General features: G+C 69.9%; 12 protein-coding genes and 1 pseudogene. 3 read left to right on the top strand and 10 right to left on the bottom strand.

What is annotated here, in order from left to right:
* A pseudogene (locus ABZ484_RS16485) lies at positions 1 to 121 on the top strand (SAM-dependent methyltransferase); the annotation flags it as partial.
* A gap of 84 nt (positions 122 to 205) precedes the next feature.
* Here the strand turns inward: ABZ484_RS16485 and ABZ484_RS16480 are convergent.
* From ABZ484_RS16480 to ABZ484_RS16470, 3 genes are read right to left on the bottom strand one after another with little or no spacing between them, the layout of a single operon-like run.
* On the bottom strand, positions 206 to 958 hold the full coding sequence (locus ABZ484_RS16480; protein ID WP_030170439.1) for an amino acid ABC transporter ATP-binding protein: 753 nt from the start codon (positions 956 to 958) through the stop codon (positions 206 to 208).
* A gap of 50 nt (positions 959 to 1,008) precedes the next feature.
* Positions 1,009 to 1,947 carry an amino acid ABC transporter permease gene (locus ABZ484_RS16475; RefSeq protein WP_358866572.1) on the bottom strand — a complete coding sequence of 313 codons (939 nt, stop codon included), beginning with the start codon at positions 1,945 to 1,947 and terminating at the stop codon, positions 1,009 to 1,011.
* A 31-nt stretch (positions 1,948 to 1,978) separates the two neighbouring features.
* Positions 1,979 to 2,938, bottom strand: a complete 960-nt coding sequence (locus tag ABZ484_RS16470) for an ABC transporter substrate-binding protein (RefSeq protein WP_358866571.1) — start codon at positions 2,936 to 2,938, stop codon at positions 1,979 to 1,981.
* A 549-nt stretch (positions 2,939 to 3,487) separates the two neighbouring features.
* Between ABZ484_RS16470 and ABZ484_RS16465 the strand changes: the two genes are divergently transcribed.
* Together ABZ484_RS16465 and ABZ484_RS16460 are read left to right on the top strand one after the other, a co-directional pair.
* Positions 3,488 to 4,711, top strand: coding sequence for an NADP-dependent malic enzyme (locus ABZ484_RS16465; RefSeq protein WP_358866570.1), 1,224 nt, complete (start codon positions 3,488 to 3,490; stop codon positions 4,709 to 4,711).
* A gap of 213 nt (positions 4,712 to 4,924) precedes the next feature.
* On the top strand, positions 4,925 to 5,890 hold the full coding sequence (locus ABZ484_RS16460; protein ID WP_358866569.1) for a zinc-binding dehydrogenase: 966 nt from the start codon (positions 4,925 to 4,927) through the stop codon (positions 5,888 to 5,890).
* A gap of 90 nt (positions 5,891 to 5,980) precedes the next feature.
* Here the strand turns inward: ABZ484_RS16460 and ABZ484_RS16455 are convergent, their stop codons facing one another.
* The 7 genes from ABZ484_RS16455 to ABZ484_RS16425 form a co-directional block, all read right to left on the bottom strand.
* Positions 5,981 to 7,024 (bottom strand): helix-turn-helix transcriptional regulator, encoded by a 1,044-nt coding sequence (locus tag ABZ484_RS16455; protein WP_358866568.1) that lies wholly within the window; start codon positions 7,022 to 7,024, stop codon positions 5,981 to 5,983.
* Between the two features lies 1 nt (position 7,025).
* Entirely contained in the window at positions 7,026 to 7,934 is a 909-nt protein-coding gene (locus ABZ484_RS16450; RefSeq protein ID WP_358866567.1) for a DUF4097 family beta strand repeat-containing protein, read from the bottom strand.
* Between the two features lie 215 nt (positions 7,935 to 8,149).
* Complete coding sequence (locus ABZ484_RS16445; RefSeq protein ID WP_028420339.1) at positions 8,150 to 8,329, bottom strand: DUF6104 family protein; 180 nt, start codon at positions 8,327 to 8,329, stop codon at positions 8,150 to 8,152.
* 123 nt (positions 8,330 to 8,452) lie between these two features.
* Entirely contained in the window at positions 8,453 to 12,253 is a 3,801-nt protein-coding gene (locus ABZ484_RS16440; protein WP_358866566.1) for a multifunctional oxoglutarate decarboxylase/oxoglutarate dehydrogenase thiamine pyrophosphate-binding subunit/dihydrolipoyllysine-residue succinyltransferase subunit, read from the bottom strand.
* A gap of 291 nt (positions 12,254 to 12,544) precedes the next feature.
* On the bottom strand, positions 12,545 to 13,651 hold the full coding sequence (locus ABZ484_RS16435; protein WP_358866565.1) for an ATP-binding protein: 1,107 nt from the start codon (positions 13,649 to 13,651) through the stop codon (positions 12,545 to 12,547).
* A complete protein-coding gene (locus ABZ484_RS16430; protein WP_189902244.1) occupies positions 13,648 to 14,385 on the bottom strand; it encodes a response regulator transcription factor in 738 nt (245 codons plus the stop codon). The genes ABZ484_RS16435 and ABZ484_RS16430 overlap by 4 nt, the downstream gene beginning before the upstream one ends.
* A 124-nt stretch (positions 14,386 to 14,509) precedes the next feature.
* A complete protein-coding gene (locus tag ABZ484_RS16425) occupies positions 14,510 to 15,187 on the bottom strand; it encodes a spermidine synthase (protein ID WP_358866564.1) in 678 nt (225 codons plus the stop codon).
* Positions 15,188 to 15,205: the final 18 nt, after the last annotated feature.

Raw genomic sequence — 15,205 nt, 5'->3', positions numbered from 1 at the left:
CGCCGACGGCGACATGCCGTCCGCCGCCTGGCACGCGCGCGTGCTGCGCGAAAAGGGCTTCGCGGAGGCCCGCCCGGTGTGGTGCTCGCCGTCGGACACCCTGCTGCTGGCCCTGAAGTAGGGACCGGGACAGCGGAAGGGGCGGTACGGACTCCCGTACCGCCCCTTTTCGCAGGATCGCGTCTACCCGTTACGGCACCGTCGGTCACAGCACCTTCGACAGGAACGACTGCGTGCGCTCGTGCCGCGGGTTGGTCAGGACCTCCCGCGGGTGGCCGGATTCCACCACCACACCGTCGTCCATGAAGACCAGGTTGTCGCCGACCTCGCGGGCGAAGCCCATCTCGTGGGTGACGACGACCATCGTCATGCCGGACTCGGCGAGGTCGCGCATGACGTCCAGGACGTCACCGACCAACTCCGGGTCCAGTGCCGACGTCGGCTCGTCGAACAGCATCAGCTTGGGGTCCATGGCGAGGGCCCGGGCGATCGCCACACGCTGCTGCTGGCCGCCTGAGAGCTGCGAGGGATAGTGCCCGGCCCGGTCGGCCAGACCCACGCGCTCCAAAAGCTGCATCGCCCGTTCCTTGGCCTGGCCCCGGTTGGTGCCCTTGACCTGGACCGGCGCCTCCATGACGTTCTCCAGCGCCGTCATGTGCGGGAACAGGTTGAAGCGCTGGAAGACCATGCCGATGTCCCGGCGCTTCATGGCGACCTCGCGGTCACGCAGCTCGTAGAGCTTGTCGCCGTGCTGGCGGTAGCCGACGAGCTCGCCGTCCACGTACAGCCGGCCCGCGTTGATCTTCTCCAGGTGGTTGATGCAGCGCAGGAAGGTCGACTTGCCGGAACCGGAGGGGCCGATGAGGCAGAACACCTCGCCGGGCCTGACCTCCAGGTCGATGCCCTTGAGGACCTCGACCTGGCCGAACGACTTGTGCACGCCCTCGGCCTTGACCATCGCGACGGAGGAGTCGCGCGTGGCCGCGTCCTGCTTGCTGAGCTTGCCGGTCATGCCATGCCTCCCTTCGGGCGGCCGAGGGAGAACATGTTCGCCTTCACGTTCTGCCACGGCGTCGGCGGCAGGCTGCGGCTGGAGCCGCGGGCGTAGTACCGCTCGATGTAGTACTGGCCCACGCTCAGCACCGAGGTCATGATCAGGTACCAGGCGGCGGCGAGGAAGTACATCTCCACCGGGGCGCCGGAGACCTGGCCGATGTCCTGGGCGTAGCGGAACAGCTCCGGATACTGGACGGCCGCCACGAGCGAGGTCGTCTTCAGCATGTTGATGACCTCGTTGCCGGTCGGCGGCACGATCACCCGCATGGCCTGCGGAATGATGATCCGGCGCAGGGTCTTGCCGTGGCTCATGCCCAGAGCGTGGGCGGCCTCGGTCTGGCCCTCGTCGACGGCGAGCAGGCCGGCGCGGCAGATCTCCGCCATGTACGCCGCCTCGTTCAGGCCGAGGCCGAGCAGCGCCGTCAGCAGCGGCGTCATGAAGTCCGACCAGTAGTTCTTGTAGATCGGACCGAGGTTGATGTACTCGAAGACCAGGCCCAGGTTGAACCACAGGAACAGCTGGACCAGGACCGGCGTGCCGCGGAAGAACCAGATGTAGAACCAGGCGATCGCCGAGGTCACCGGGTTCTTCGACAGGCGCATCACGGCCAGGCCGATGCCGCCCACGATGCCGATCAGCATCGACAGGACCGTCAGCAGGAGGGTCTTGCCGACGCCGGTCATGATCCGGTCGTCGAAGAAGTAGTCGGGGACGGCGTGCCAGTTGATCTTGCCCTGGCCGAACGCGTAGACGATCGCGACCAGGACCGCGATCGCGACCAGGGCGGTCACGTACCGGCCGTAGTGCCTGACCGGAATGGCCTTGATGGCCTGCGCTCCGGACGGGGGCGTGCCCTTGGGCCCCGCCGTCTTGTCGATGTCAGCAGTCACGGGTGTTGCCTCTCGGTGGCTGCTCGCACGGTCACTTGCCGCCGTTGATGACGGACTCCTTCACGGCGCCGTCCTGGGCGCCCCACTTCTGAAGGATCTTCTGGTACTCGCCGTTCTTGATGATCGCGTTCATCGCGGCCTGGAGCGCGTCGCGCAGCTGGGTGTTGCTCTTGGAGACGGCGATGCCGTACGGGGCCGCCTCGACCTGGTCGCCGACGATCTCGAAGTCCTTGCCGCCGCCGGAGGTCTTCACCGCGTACGCGGCGACCGGGAAGTCGGAGGAGGCGGCGTCCGCGCCGCCCGAGCGCAGCCGTGTCTGGGCCTGCTGGTCGTCGTCGAAGGCCTCGATGGTGAGCTTCTTGCCGCTCGGGCACTTCTTCGCCTCGGCCTTGGCGAGGTCGTTGGAGACGGTGCCGCGCTCCAAGGCGATCTTCTTGCCGCACAGGTCGGACCAGGAGGTGATGCCCTCGGTGTCGCCCTTGCGGGTGTAGATCGACACGCCGGCGGTCAGGTAGTCGACGAAGTCGACGCCCTCGCCGACCTTCTTGCCCGTGGCCGGGTCGACGCCGTCCTGGCGGCTCTTGTTGTCCGTCATCGCCGACATGGCGATGTCGTAGCGGTTGGAGCGGATGCCGGTGAGCAGGGCGTCGAACGTGCCGTTCTCGAACTGGAAGGTCACGCCGAGCTGCTTGCCGAGGGCGGCCGCGACGTCGGGGTCGAGGCCGACGACCTTGCCGGAGTCGTCCTTGAACTCGACGGGCGCGTACGCGATGTCGGAGCCGACCTTGATGACACCCTTGTCACGGATCGACGCCGGCAGCTTGTCGGCCAGCGGGGCGGAGGCGGCGGACGAGCTGCCGGAGGACTTGTCCTTGTCCTTGGTCTGGTCACCGCAGCCGGTGAGAATCAGGGCGCCTGCGACCGCGATCGCACCGACCGCGGCCAGACGGGAGTGCGCGGCGGTCGTACGACGGGTGGAGCCTGCGGTCATGGTGGGTTCCTCCGGCGGATGGGTGGAGTTGCCGATGGGTCGACGAGAACACACACCTTCGGGTGTCGCGACCTCGTGTGATTGACGCATCTTGCCATTCGGATTGCGCCATTCAGGGCACTCGCCATGTCAAAATCGGATAACGGGTGACCCCCGAAGGACGATCGGCCGGCCTATCAAGGCGGGATCATCTGCGGTTATCCCTCCTTCTCGCCGGAAGATCTCCGGTCCGCTTCGCCGTGCAGTCCGCGGGGACGGCGCGTACGAGCGATTTGGAGGCATTGCCGAACATTCGACACGGACTTGTCCCCATATTGGGGTACGTGTCGACTCGCCGTCATGTGACCTTCGCGTTATGGACTCGTCGTCGATGCGGTCCGTCGGGTAAGAAGGTTCTTTACACCCCTCATCCGGGGCTCAGGGCGCGTGTGCGGCGCGCCCGTCGCGTCTGTGCCCGAACGCATCACTCACTGGGCCATGCGCGGTCCCGCCCACCCCTCACCAGGAGTGGCCACCCTCAAACCATGAACACTTAAGGGGTAAAACCAAGTGGCAGCGGAGATCGTCAATCCTCGCAGCGACAGGAGTACGGATCAGGACGGCGGGGCAGAGCCGCTCGATTCCTTCGATCCTGCCTTCGCGCTGCACCGCGGCGGCAAGATGGCCGTGCAGGCCACCGTGCCCGTCCGTGACAAGGACGACCTGTCCCTGGCGTACACGCCCGGCGTCGCGCGGGTGTGCACCGCCATCGCCGAGCAGCCGGAACTCGTCCACGACTACACGTGGAAGTCGTCCGTGGTCGCCGTCGTGACGGACGGAACGGCCGTGCTGGGCCTCGGGGACATCGGCCCTGAAGCCTCCCTTCCGGTGATGGAAGGGAAGGCGATCCTTTTCAAGCAGTTCGGCGGCGTGGACGCGGTGCCGATCGCACTCGACTGCACCGACGCCGACGACATCGTCGAGACCGTGGTGCGCCTCGCGCCGTCCTTCGGCGGAGTCAACCTGGAGGACATCTCGGCGCCCCGGTGCTTCGAGATCGAGCGCAAGCTCCAGGAACGCCTGGACATCCCGGTCTTCCACGACGACCAGCACGGCACGGCGGTCGTGACCCTCGCGGCCCTGCGCAACGCGGCCCGGCTGAGCGGCCGTGGTATCGGCGAGCTGCGGGCCGTCATCTCCGGCGCGGGCGCGGCCGGTGTCGCCATCGCCAAGATGCTGGTCGAGGCCGGCATCGGGGACGTGGCGGTGTCCGACCGCAAGGGCGTCGTCTCGGCGGACCGGGAGGACCTGACGCCGGTCAAGCGGGAACTGGCCGAGTTCACCAACAAGGCGGGCATCACCGGGTCCCTGGAGGACGCGCTGGCCGGCGCCGACGTCTTCATCGGCGTCTCCGGCGGTACGGTGCCGGAGTCGGCCGTGGCGTCGATGGCCGAGGGGGCCTTCGTCTTCGCCATGGCCAACCCGAACCCCGAGGTGCACCCGGACGTCGCGCACAAGTACGCGGCGGTCGTGGCGACCGGCCGGTCGGACTTCCCCAACCAGATCAACAACGTCCTGGCGTTCCCCGGCATCTTCGCGGGCGCGCTCCAGGTGCGGGCCTCCCGGATCACCGAGGGGATGAAGATCGCGGCGGCCGAGGCGCTGGCCGGGGTCGTCGGCGACGACCTCGCCGCGGACTATGTGATCCCCTCCCCGTTCGACGAGCGGGTCGCCCCGGCCGTGACGGCGGCCGTCGCGGCGGCGGCGCGCGCGGAGGGCGTGGCCCGTCGCTGACGTGAGCCCGTCGCCGCCGTGACCTCGTCACCGGCGCCGACCCGAATGGCCCCGTCCCCGTGGGACGGGGCCATTCGCCGTCCGGGCACGGGCAAGCACCGGTCCGGCCGCCGCCTCACCGCTGCTCGGCGGGCACACGGAGCTTGGCAAGAGGGCGTGTGTCACAGGCGCCCGCGGTTCCGTCGGCGTCGGCGCAGCCCTATCGTCAAGGTCATGTTCGCTGTCTACGCCGCCCGAATCGACCGCGACCAGCCGCTGAACGGTCTGGAGTCGGGGGAGCGCCCGGCCCCCGAGGCCCGCCCCGGCTGGAGCACCGTCGACGTCAGGGCCGCCTCCCTGAATCACCACGATCTCTGGTCCCTGAAGGGCGTGGGCCTGTCCGAGGACAAGCTGCCCATGATCCTCGGCTGCGACGCCGCCGGTGTCGACGAGGACGGCAACGAGGTCGTCCTGCACTCAGTGATCGGACAGAGCGGGCACGGTGTCGGGCCCAAGGAGCCCCGCTCCATCCTGACCGAGCGCTACCAGGGCACCTTCGCCGAGCAGGTCGCGGTGCCGACCTGGAACCTGCTGCCCAAGCCCAAGGGGCTCTCCTTCGAGGAGGCCGCCTGCCTGCCCACGGCCTGGCTCACCGCCTACCGCATGCTCTTCACCAACGCGGGCGTACGCCCCGGTGACTCCGTCCTCGTGCAGGGCGCCGGCGGCGGTGTCGCCACGGCCGCCATCGTGCTCGGCAAGGCGGCCGGCCTCAAGGTCTTCGCCACCAGCCGCGACGAGGCCAAGCGCAAGCGGGCGCTGGAACTCGGCGCGGTGGAGGCGGTCGAGTCCGGGGCGCGGCTGCCGCAGCGGGTGGACGCTGTGATCGAGACCGTCGGCGCGGCCACCTGGTCCCACTCGGTGAAGTCGCTGCGCCCCGGCGGCACCATCGTCATCTCCGGCGCCACCAGCGGCGACCGCCCCTCGCACGCCGAGCTCACGCGCATCTTCTTCCTGGAGCTGAAGGTGGTGGGCTCGACGATGGGCACCAAGGACGAGCTGGAGGACCTGCTCTCCTTCTGCGCCACCACCGGAGTCCGCCCCGTCATCGACGAGATCCTCCCCCTCGACCGGGCCCGCGAGGGCTTCGAACGGATGGAGTCCGGCGGCCAGTTCGGCAAGATCGTCCTCACCACCACCTGAACCACTCCGCGGACCCTGGCCGCGCGGCCGGTCCATGCCGTGCCGTTGCCCGGCGGGCCCCGGTGTCAGGGGCCCGCCGCGGCAGGGGCGTCAGGGCTTCGGCGTGTGGAGCAGGGCCGTGATGTGGGCCGCGGCCCTCGACAGGTGGCGGCGCGTGTCGCGGAGCTGGTCGGTGGTCACGCCGTGGTCGCGGGCCGCGTCGCGGATGTCGTCCCGGAAGCGGTCCAGAATGCGGTCCAGGTCGCGGGCGGGGTCGCCGGTGAAGTCCTCGTGCGCCCAGGACGGTTCGTACTCGGCCGGGAAGTCCTCCGGGGTCTGTGAGTATTCGGCCGGTGCCGTCGCGGCGCCGGCCGCGGGGCGGCCGAAGCCGAAGTCCCTGCCCAGGTCCTTGCCCCAGTCCTTGCCGAAGTCGCCGAACTCCTTGGCCAGTTCGGTCAGGCCCTCGCGCACCCCGGTCGGCCAGTCGCCCCGCGCGAAATGGTCCTGCACCTGGTCCTGGACGCGACGGGCGATGCGCTGGAACTCCTCCTGTGCCTGCGCCCGCGCCCGCTCCTGGGCCTCCTTCGCCACACGCCGGGCCCGCTGGGCCTCCTCGCGGGCCCGGCGGCTCTCGTCCTTGGCGCGCCGCGCCTGCTCCTTCCACTCCTGCTTGACGCGGCGCATCTCCTCCTTGGCGGCCCGCCAGGCCTCCTTGTCCTCGGCCTCGCCCGACCAGGCGTGCCCCCCCGAGGCCGTGCCGGAGCCCTGCCGGGCCTGGGAGGCGGCGGCACGCATCTCGCGCCGCAGATCGCCCGCCGCACCTCGTACGTCGGCCCGGATCTCGGCGGCGAGTTCGGCGACCGACTCACGGATCTCCAGTTCCAGGTCGGCCAGCTCCCCGCTGCGGTCGGCGAGTTCGGCACGGCCCGCGTCCGTGATGGCGTAGACCTTGCGGCCGCCCTCGGTGGTGTGCGTGACCAGGCCTTCGGCCTCCAGCTTGGCCAGCCGCGGGTAGACGGTGCCGGCCGAGGGTGCGTACAGCCCCTGGAAGCGCTCCTCCAGCAGGCGGATCACCTCGTAGCCGTGGCGCGGGGCCTCGTCGAGCAGCTTCAGCAGGTAGAGGCGGAGGCGGCCGTGAGCGAAGACGGGGGGCATGTCAGAGCACCTTCTTGTCGGTCGTGCCGTCGGTCGGGCCGTCGGTCGCGGACCGGGTGGGGCCGCCGTCCGGGTCCGGGCCGGAGTCCCACGGTCCGTCCTCCGCCGGCGGACGCCGGAGCAGGGCGATCGAGCCGGAGACCGTCGTCGCCTTCAGCCTGCCGTGGCCCGTGCCCAGCCGGCCGGTGATCCGCTTGGCGCCCCACTGCCCGCTGACCCGCAGGTCCTCGAAGGCGTTGGACACCGACCCGCTGGCGGTGTTGGCCTCCACCTCCGCGTCCGCCGGGTGGGGCAGCCGGATGGCGATCTCGCCGGAGACGTTGGTCAGGTTGATGTCGGTGGGGCGGCCCGCCGGGTCCAGGTCGACGATCATCGAGCCGCTCACGGAGTCCGCCCGGACCGAGGAGCCCGCACCCTCGACCACCGTCAGGTCCCCCGAGACCGAGTGGAACCGCAGCTCTCCGGAGAGGGCCTGCGCCTCCAGGTTCCCCGACACCGTGTCCGCGCGCACCGGGCCGGTGACACCCACCAGGGTGGTGTCCCCGGTGACGCCCTTGACCTCCGTGCGCCCGTCGATGCCCGAGACCATCGCGGCGGCGCCGACCACTCCGACCTCGACGTGCGTGCCCGCCGGGACGGCCAGGGAGACGACGGCGCTGCGCCGCCAGCCCTTGCGGTCCAGCCACTTCAGAAAGCCCTTCCAAGGCAGGTCCTCGTACGCCACGGTCAGGGTGCCGCCCTGCTGGGTGACCACCAGGGGCGGCCCCTCGATCTCGGAGACCTCCAGGCGCGCGGAACTCTCGTCCGTGCCCACGACGTTCACCGCTCCGTTGACGATGCGGACGTTGAGCTGGGTCACCGGCTTGTCGAAGGTGAGCTTCCTGGGCTCGCCCACGGACCACTCGGACATGGTGCAGACCTCCTGGGACGGACGACCGGACCACGCGGAACCGCAGGGCCGGAGACGGACCGGAGAGCGACGCGTCACGCCATATCGCGTCCCTCCTTAAGACACGATATATCGCGGACACGGAAAGTCAAGACACACCCCGTGAGGTAGGGACGCACCGGGAAAAGGCGAAGGGCGCCCCCGAAGGGGCGCCCACGTCGTTCGCCGCTGGATCGCTACTCGTCGTCCTCGTCGTCCAGCCGGGCCAGCCAGGTCGCCAGCCGCTCCACCGGAACCTCGAAGTCGGGGTTCAGGTCGACGAAGGTCCGCAGCTGCTCGGCGAGCCACTCGAAGGTGATCTCCTCCTCGCCCCGCCGTTTCTCCAGCTCCTCGATGCCACGGTCAGTGAAGTACATGAAGCCAAGGATAAGGGCGCGCAAAGGGCCGGGCCGCACCCCCGTGGACGAGGGTGCGGCCCGGTCACGTACGGCCCGCGGCAGCGGCTGCGCGGCTACGCGGTCACGTGGGCGGCTACGCGGTCACGCCTCGAACACCTCGCGTACCAGCTGCTCCTGCTCCGCCTGGTGCCGCTTCGCGGAACCCACGGCGGGGGAGGAGCCGTGCGGGCGGGAGATGCGGCGCAGGCGCTCGCCGTGCGGCACGTCCGCGCCGACCGCCAGGTCCAGGTGGTCGATCAGGTTGAGCGCGATGAACGGCCAGGCACCCTGGTTCGCCGGCTCCTCCTGGGCCCACAGGTACTTCTCGGCGTTCGGGTACTTCTTGATCTCCGCCTGGAGCTCGGCACCCGGCAGCGGGTACAGGCGCTCGATACGGATGATCGCGGTGTCCGTCACGCCCCGCTTCTTCCGCTCCGCCTCGAGGTCGTAGTAGACCTTGCCGGCGCAGAAGACCACCTTGCGCACCGCGTTCGGGTCGACCGACGCGTCGCCGATGACCGGGCGGAACTCGCCCGTGGTGAACTCCTCCGCCTTCGAGGCCGCGGCCTTCAGGCGCAGCATCGACTTCGGGGTGAAGACGACCAGCGGCTTGTGGTGCGGGTTGTGCACCTGCCACCGCAGGAGGTGGAAGTAGTTCGACGGCAGGGTCGGCATCGCGACCGTCATGTTGTTCTGCGCGCACAGCTGGAGGAACCGCTCCGGGCGGGCCGAGGAGTGGTCCGGGCCCTGGCCCTCGTAGCCGTGCGGGAGCAGGAGCACTACGCCGCTCGTCTGGCCCCACTTCTGCTCCGCCGACGAGATGAACTCGTCCACGACCGTCTGCGCGCCGTTGGTGAAGTCGCCGAACTGGGCCTCCCACATCACGAGCGCGTTGGGGCGGGCGAGCGAGTAGCCGTACTCGAAGCCCATCGCCGCGTACTCGGACAGCAGGGAGTTGTAGACGTTCAGACGGGCCTGGTCCTCGGAGAGGTACAGCAGCGGGGTGAAGTCCTCGCCCGTCTCGCGGTCGATGATCACCGCGTGGCGCTGGCCGAAGGTGCCGCGCTGGGAGTCCTGGCCCGCCAGGCGGACCGGGGTGCCCTCCAGCAGCAGCGAGCCGATGGCGAGGGTCTCGCCCATGCCCCAGTCGATGGTGCCGTCCTCGACCATGGCCGCCCGGCGCTGCAGCTGCGGCAGCAGACGCGGGTGGACGGTGATGTGGTCGGGGACGTTGACCTGGGACTCGGCGATGCGCTTGACGACCTCGGCGGACACGGCCGTCGGGACCGCCACCGGGAAGCCGTCCTGCGGCGCCTCGGCCTCGCCGGGAACCGGCTGGGAGGTGGCCTCGCGGACCTCGGTGAAGACCTTCTCCAGCTGGCCCTGGTAGTCCTGGAGCGCCTGCTCGGCCTCTTCCAGGGTGATGTCGCCGCGACCGATCAGGGACTCGGTGTACAGCTTGCGCACCGAGCGCTTCTTGTCGATCAGGTCGTACATCAGCGGCTGGGTGAAGGCCGGGTTGTCCGACTCGTTGTGACCGCGGCGGCGGTAGCAGATGAGGTCGATCACCACGTCCTTGTTGAACGCCTGGCGGAACTCGAAGGCCAGACGGGCGACGCGGACGACGGCCTCGGGGTCGTCGCCGTTCACGTGGAAGATCGGGGCCTCGATCATCCGGGCCACGTCCGTCGCGTACATCGACGAACGCGAGGACTCGGGGGCCGCGGTGAAGCCGACCTGGTTGTTGATGACGACGTGGACGGTGCCGCCGGTGCGGTAGCCGCGCAGCTGCGACATGTTCAGGGTCTCGGCCACCACGCCCTGGCCCGCGAAGGCCGCGTCGCCGTGGATCGCCACCGGCAGGACGGTGAAGTCCGTGCCGCCCTTGTTGATGATGTCCTGCTTGGCGCGGGACACGCCCTCCAGGACCGGGTCGACCGCCTCCAGGTGGGAGGGGTTCGCGACCAGCGAGACCTTGATCTGCTCGCCGTCCAGGCCGGTGAAGGTGCCCTCGGCGCCCAGGTGGTACTTCACGTCGCCGGAGCCGTGCATCGACTTCGGGTCGAGGTTGCCCTCGAACTCGCGGAAGATCTGCGCGTAGGACTTGCCGACGATGTTCGCCAGCACGTTCAGCCGGCCGCGGTGGGCCATGCCGATGACGACCTCGTCCAGGCGGGACTCGGCCGCCGAGTCGATGACCGCGTCCAGCAGCGGGATGACGGACTCGCCGCCCTCCAGGGAGAAGCGCTTCTGGCCGACGTACTTCGTCTGGAGGAAGGTCTCGAAGGCCTCCGCCGCGTTCAGCCGGCGCAGGATGCGCAGCTGCTCCTCGCGCTCCGGCTTGGAGTGCGGGCGCTCCACGCGGTCCTGGATCCACTTGCGCTGCTTGGGGTCCTGGATGTGCATGAACTCGATGCCGACCGTGCGGCAGTACGAGTCGCGCAGCACGCCGAGGATGTCGCGCAGCTTCATCATCGACTTGCCGGCGAAGCCGCCGACGGCGAACTCGCGCTCCAGGTCCCACAGGGTGAGGCCGTGCTCGACGATGTCCAGGTCGGGGTGCTTGCGCTGGCGGTACTCCAGCGGGTCGGTGTCGGCCATGACGTGGCCGCGGACCCGGTAGGAGTGGATCAGCTCGAAGACGCGGGCGGCCTTGGTGACGTCGTCGTCGTGCGAGGCGTCGATGTCCTTGAGCCAGCGGACCGGCTCGTAGGGGATGCGCAGCGCCTCGAAGATCTCGTCGTAGAAGCCGTTCTCGCCGAGGAGGAGGTTGGCGACGACGCGCAGGAACTCGCCGGAGGCGGCGCCCTGGATCACCCGGTGGTCGTAGGTCGACGTGAGCGTCATGACCTTCGAGATGCCGAGCTTGTTCAGGGTGTCCTGGGAGGTGCCCTGGAACTCCGCCGGGTAGTCCATGGAGCCGACGCCCATGATCACCGACTGGCCGGGCATCAGGCGCGGCACCGAGTGGACCGTGCCGAGGCCGCCGGGGTTGGTGAGGGAGACGGTGACGCCGGTGAAGTCGTCCATCGTCAGCTTGCCGTCGCGGGCGCGGCGGACGATGTCCTCGTAGGCCTGCCAGAACTCGAAGAAGTTCAGCGTCTCGGCCTTCTTGATGGCCGCGACGACCAGCTGGCGCTCGCCGCCGGGCTTCACCAGGTCGATGGCGAGACCCAGGTTGACGTGCTCCGGCTTGACCAGGGTGGGCTTGCCGTCCTTCTGCGCGAAGGAGTGGTTCATCGACGGCATGGCCTTGATCGCCTGGACCATGGCGTAGCCGATGAGGTGCGTGAAGGAGATCTTCCCGCCGCGGGCCCGCTTGAGGTGGTTGTTGATGACGATGCGGTTGTCGAACAGCAGCTTCACCGGGACGGCGCGCACGGACGTGGCCGTGGGCAGCTCCAGGGAGGCGTTCATGTTCTTGGCGACCGCGGCGGACGGGCCGCGCAGCGTCACGAGCTCGGGGCCGGCGGGGGCCTCGGCGGCGGGCGCGGGCTTCGCGGCGGCCGGCTTGGCGGCGGCGGGCTTCGCGGGCGCCGGGGCCTGCGCGGCGGGCTTCGCCGGGGCGGCGGCCGGGGCCGGAGCGGCGGCGGCCGGCTTCGGGGCGGCCGGGGCCTGCGCGGGCTGGGCCGGGGCGGCGGGCGCCTGCGGAGCCGTGGTGGTCGCTGCGGCCCCCGCGGCCGCAGTGCCCGACGGGGCCGAGGAGACAGCCGCGGCGGCGCCCGGCTTGTAGTCGGCGAAGAAGTCCCACCAGGCGCGGTCTACGGAGTTCGGGTCCTGGAGGTACTGCTGATAGATCTCGTCGACGAGCCACTCGTTGGCACCGAACGCGGCAGCGGGGTTCTTCCCGGCCTGGTCGTTGTCGGTGGAGATGCTCGAGTTACTGGGGGACTGTGGCGACACGGCGGCAACCGCCCTCTTCCGCTTCACAAGGTGATGGACAGCGGGAATAAAGGCTACGCCTCCGGGACCGTGAAGGTCAGGTCGGGCCCGTCCATCGTCGTGTAAGTCACATCGAAAGCTGTGTTTCGGGGCTTGAAATGGCGGGAAACAACCGTGGTTCACCCGCGGCAGGGAAGGCCGGACCCGGGCCTGGCCCGGTACGGAGGCAGGCCCCTGCCTGATCACACGTGTCCAGCTGCGGCCGGATCGACGGAACGCTCGTGGATCTTGAGGTTCCGGTCGAACTTTACGTCAACTTTGAACTGAGGGAAGCCCTGGAAGGGTGACGAGGATCCGGCAGCCGCGATCCGATTCGGCCACGCCGATCCGGCCGCCGTGCAGATCCACGGCCCAGCGGGCGATCGCCAGCCCGAGCCCCGTGCCGCCGTCGCTGCCCGGACCGTGCGGCCGGCTCACCGCGCCCCGGTTGAAGCGCTCGAAGACGCGGTGCCACTCGGAGCGGGGGATGCCGGGCCCCTCGTCGAGGACCTCCAGCATCAGCGACTCCGGCTGCGGACCGCGCCGCGCCCGCACCGTGACACGGCCGTGCGGCGGGCTGTGCTTGACCGCGTTGTCGATCAGGTTGGCGACCACCTGGTGGATGCGCTCGGGGTCCGCGTGCGCGGTCAGCTCCGGCGGGTAGACGTCCAGGCTCAGATGGACGTCCGTACGCGTGTGGCTCCCGGAGCCGGAGGCCATCTCGGCGCGCGCCGAGGCGACCATGTTGGCCTCCTTCAGCACGCCCGACAGATACGGCCACACCTCGAAGCGCCGCAGCTTCAGCGGGACGACGCCGTTGTCCAGACGGGACAGGTCCAGCAGCGTCTCGACCAGCCGGCCCAGCCGCTCGGTCTGCTTCAGGGCCGTGCGCATGGTCTCGGGGTCCGCCTCGGTGACCCCGTCGACGATGTTCTCCAGCACCGCGCGCAGGCCCGCGATGGGCGTGCGCAGCTCGTGCGAGACGTTCGCCACCAGCTCCTTGCGCTGGCGGTCCTGGGCGGCCAGCTCGTCGGCCATGCGGTTGATCGTCTGGGCCAGCGCGCCCAGCTCGTCCCGGCGGTTCTCGCGCACCCGGCGGGTGTAGTCGCCGTGCGAGATGGACCGGGCCACCGCGTTCATCTCGTCCAGCGGCGCGGTGAGCGAATGGGCCACGAACTGCGTGATGAGCAGCGTGGCGATCATCGAGAAGACCATGATGAAGCGCAGCTCGGTCTTGGTGTGCACCGCGATCATCGACAGACCGGTGGTGATCAGCACCGAGATGACGACCAGCGCGCCCAGCTTGGTCTTGATCGAGAACGGTCGTACGTCACCCCAGGGTCCTGACGGGGTCCGCCGTGCGGCCGGCCCGTCGCTCATGGGGTCGGCGTCTCCAGCGCGTAGCCCACGCCGTGCACCGTGCGGATCCGCTCGGCGCCGATCTTCCGGCGCAGCGCCTTGATGTGGCTGTCGACGGTCCGGGTGCCGGAGGCGTCCGCCCAGTCCCAGACCTCGGCCAGCAGCTGCTCGCGCGAGAGCACCGCGCGCGGGGTGTTCGCCAGACACACCAGGAGGTCGAACTCCGTCGGCGTCAGGTGGACGTCCTCGCTGCGTACCCGCACCCTGCGCTGCGCGTGGTCGATCTCCAACTCGCCCAGGCGCAGGATGCCGCTGCGCGGCGTCGCGGCGGCGAGGGCGGCCCGCTCCACGCGACGCAGCAGCACGTGCACGCGCGCCGCCAGCTCCCGCATCGAGAACGGCTTGGTCATGTAGTCGTCGGCGCCGACGCCGAGGCCGACCAGCATGTCGGTCTCGTCGTCCCGCGCGGTGAGCATCAGCACCGGCACGGGCCGCTGGGCCTGCACGCGGCGGCAGACCTCCAGGCCGTCGAAGCCGGGCAGCATGATGTCGAGGATCAGCAGGTCGGGCTGCCAGGCCTCGGCGGTGTCGACCGCGGACGGGCCGTCGCCCGCCGTTTGCACGAGGAATCCCTCGGCGCGCAGGCGCGTGGCGATGGCGTCCAGGATGGTCTGGTCGTCCTCGACCACCAGGACCCGGCGCTGTGCGCCCGGCCCGGCCGACGTCGCGTTGTGGGAGGTGTGTGTCTGCTCCATCGCCCGCCCCTGAGAGGTGTGCTTCCGGAATCCGTGGGGTGATTCCTTGACTGCGCATGGTTGCGATTGACGCTTGAATGATCGGCGTCAGGGAAGCAGCGTACGGGGAGTCACCGTGGCTTTGCTATCCAGGGCGGACGGCCAGGTGCACGACGTCCGGAACGCCCCGGGCAACGGGGATCTCTTCGGTGCGCACCTGTTGGAACCCGACATTCCACAAGGTTCCTTCAAATTCCGGAGACGGCCTGGCCGACCACACCGCGAGCACTCCGCCGGGCGTCAACGCCCTTGCGCAGCTTGCCAGTCCGGGTGGTGTGTACAGCCCGTCGTTGCCCTCGGTGACCGTCCAGTCGGGGCCGTTGTCGATGTCCAGGCACAGCGCGTCGAACGTGGTGGATGTCTCATTGACGTAGGCGAGGAGATCGGCCTCGACGATCTCGGTGCGCGGGTCGGCGAGCGCCGCCGCCGTGAGCTCGGCGAGGGGGCCGTGGCGGTGCCAGCCGATGATCGCCGGCTCCCGCTCGACCACCGTGATCCGTCCCCAGCGCGGGTCGGCGGCGGCGTGCGCGAGCGAGAAGCCGACGCCCAGACCGCCGATCAGCACGTGCGGGCGCGCCCTGCCGTCCAGCGCGGCGAGGGCGGCGTCGACCAGCAGCCGTTCAGAACGGCCGTCGGAGGTGTCCATCAGGAAGCAGCCGTTGGCGATGATCTGGAGCAACTCGCCGTGCCGGCGCAGCGCGACCTCGCCATAGGGGCCCTCGCGACGGTCCAGCACCACAGGAGTCTCGTACGAGGCGGTCATGGGGCCATCCTGCCCGAA

It is taken from the genome of Streptomyces sp. NPDC006393, assembly GCF_040628575.1.
Taxonomy (GTDB): Bacteria; Actinomycetota; Actinomycetes; order Streptomycetales; family Streptomycetaceae; genus Streptomyces.
This window is presented reverse-complemented; position numbering and strand designations above follow the sequence as displayed.

Bases quoted from the DNA above. Each gene is read 5' to 3' on its own strand.
- ABZ484_RS16480 (WP_030170439.1), bottom strand. From the start codon at position 958: ATGGTCAAGGCCGAGGGCGTGCACAAGTCGTTCGGCCAGGTCGAGGTC.
- ABZ484_RS16470 (WP_358866571.1), bottom strand. From the start codon at position 2,938: ATGACCGCAGGCTCCACCCGTCGTACGACCGCCGCGCACTCCCGTCTG.
- ABZ484_RS16460 (WP_358866569.1), top strand. From the start codon at position 4,925: ATGTTCGCTGTCTACGCCGCCCGAATCGACCGCGACCAGCCGCTGAAC.
- ABZ484_RS16455 (WP_358866568.1), bottom strand. From the start codon at position 7,024: ATGCCCCCCGTCTTCGCTCACGGCCGCCTCCGCCTCTACCTGCTGAAG.
- ABZ484_RS16450 (WP_358866567.1), bottom strand. From the start codon at position 7,934: ATGTCCGAGTGGTCCGTGGGCGAGCCCAGGAAGCTCACCTTCGACAAG.
- ABZ484_RS16445 (WP_028420339.1), bottom strand. From the start codon at position 8,329: ATGTACTTCACTGACCGTGGCATCGAGGAGCTGGAGAAACGGCGGGGC.
- ABZ484_RS16435 (WP_358866565.1), bottom strand. From the start codon at position 13,651: ATGAGCGACGGGCCGGCCGCACGGCGGACCCCGTCAGGACCCTGGGGT.
- ABZ484_RS16430 (WP_189902244.1), bottom strand. From the start codon at position 14,385: ATGGAGCAGACACACACCTCCCACAACGCGACGTCGGCCGGGCCGGGC.
- ABZ484_RS16425 (WP_358866564.1), bottom strand. From the start codon at position 15,187: ATGACCGCCTCGTACGAGACTCCTGTGGTGCTGGACCGTCGCGAGGGC.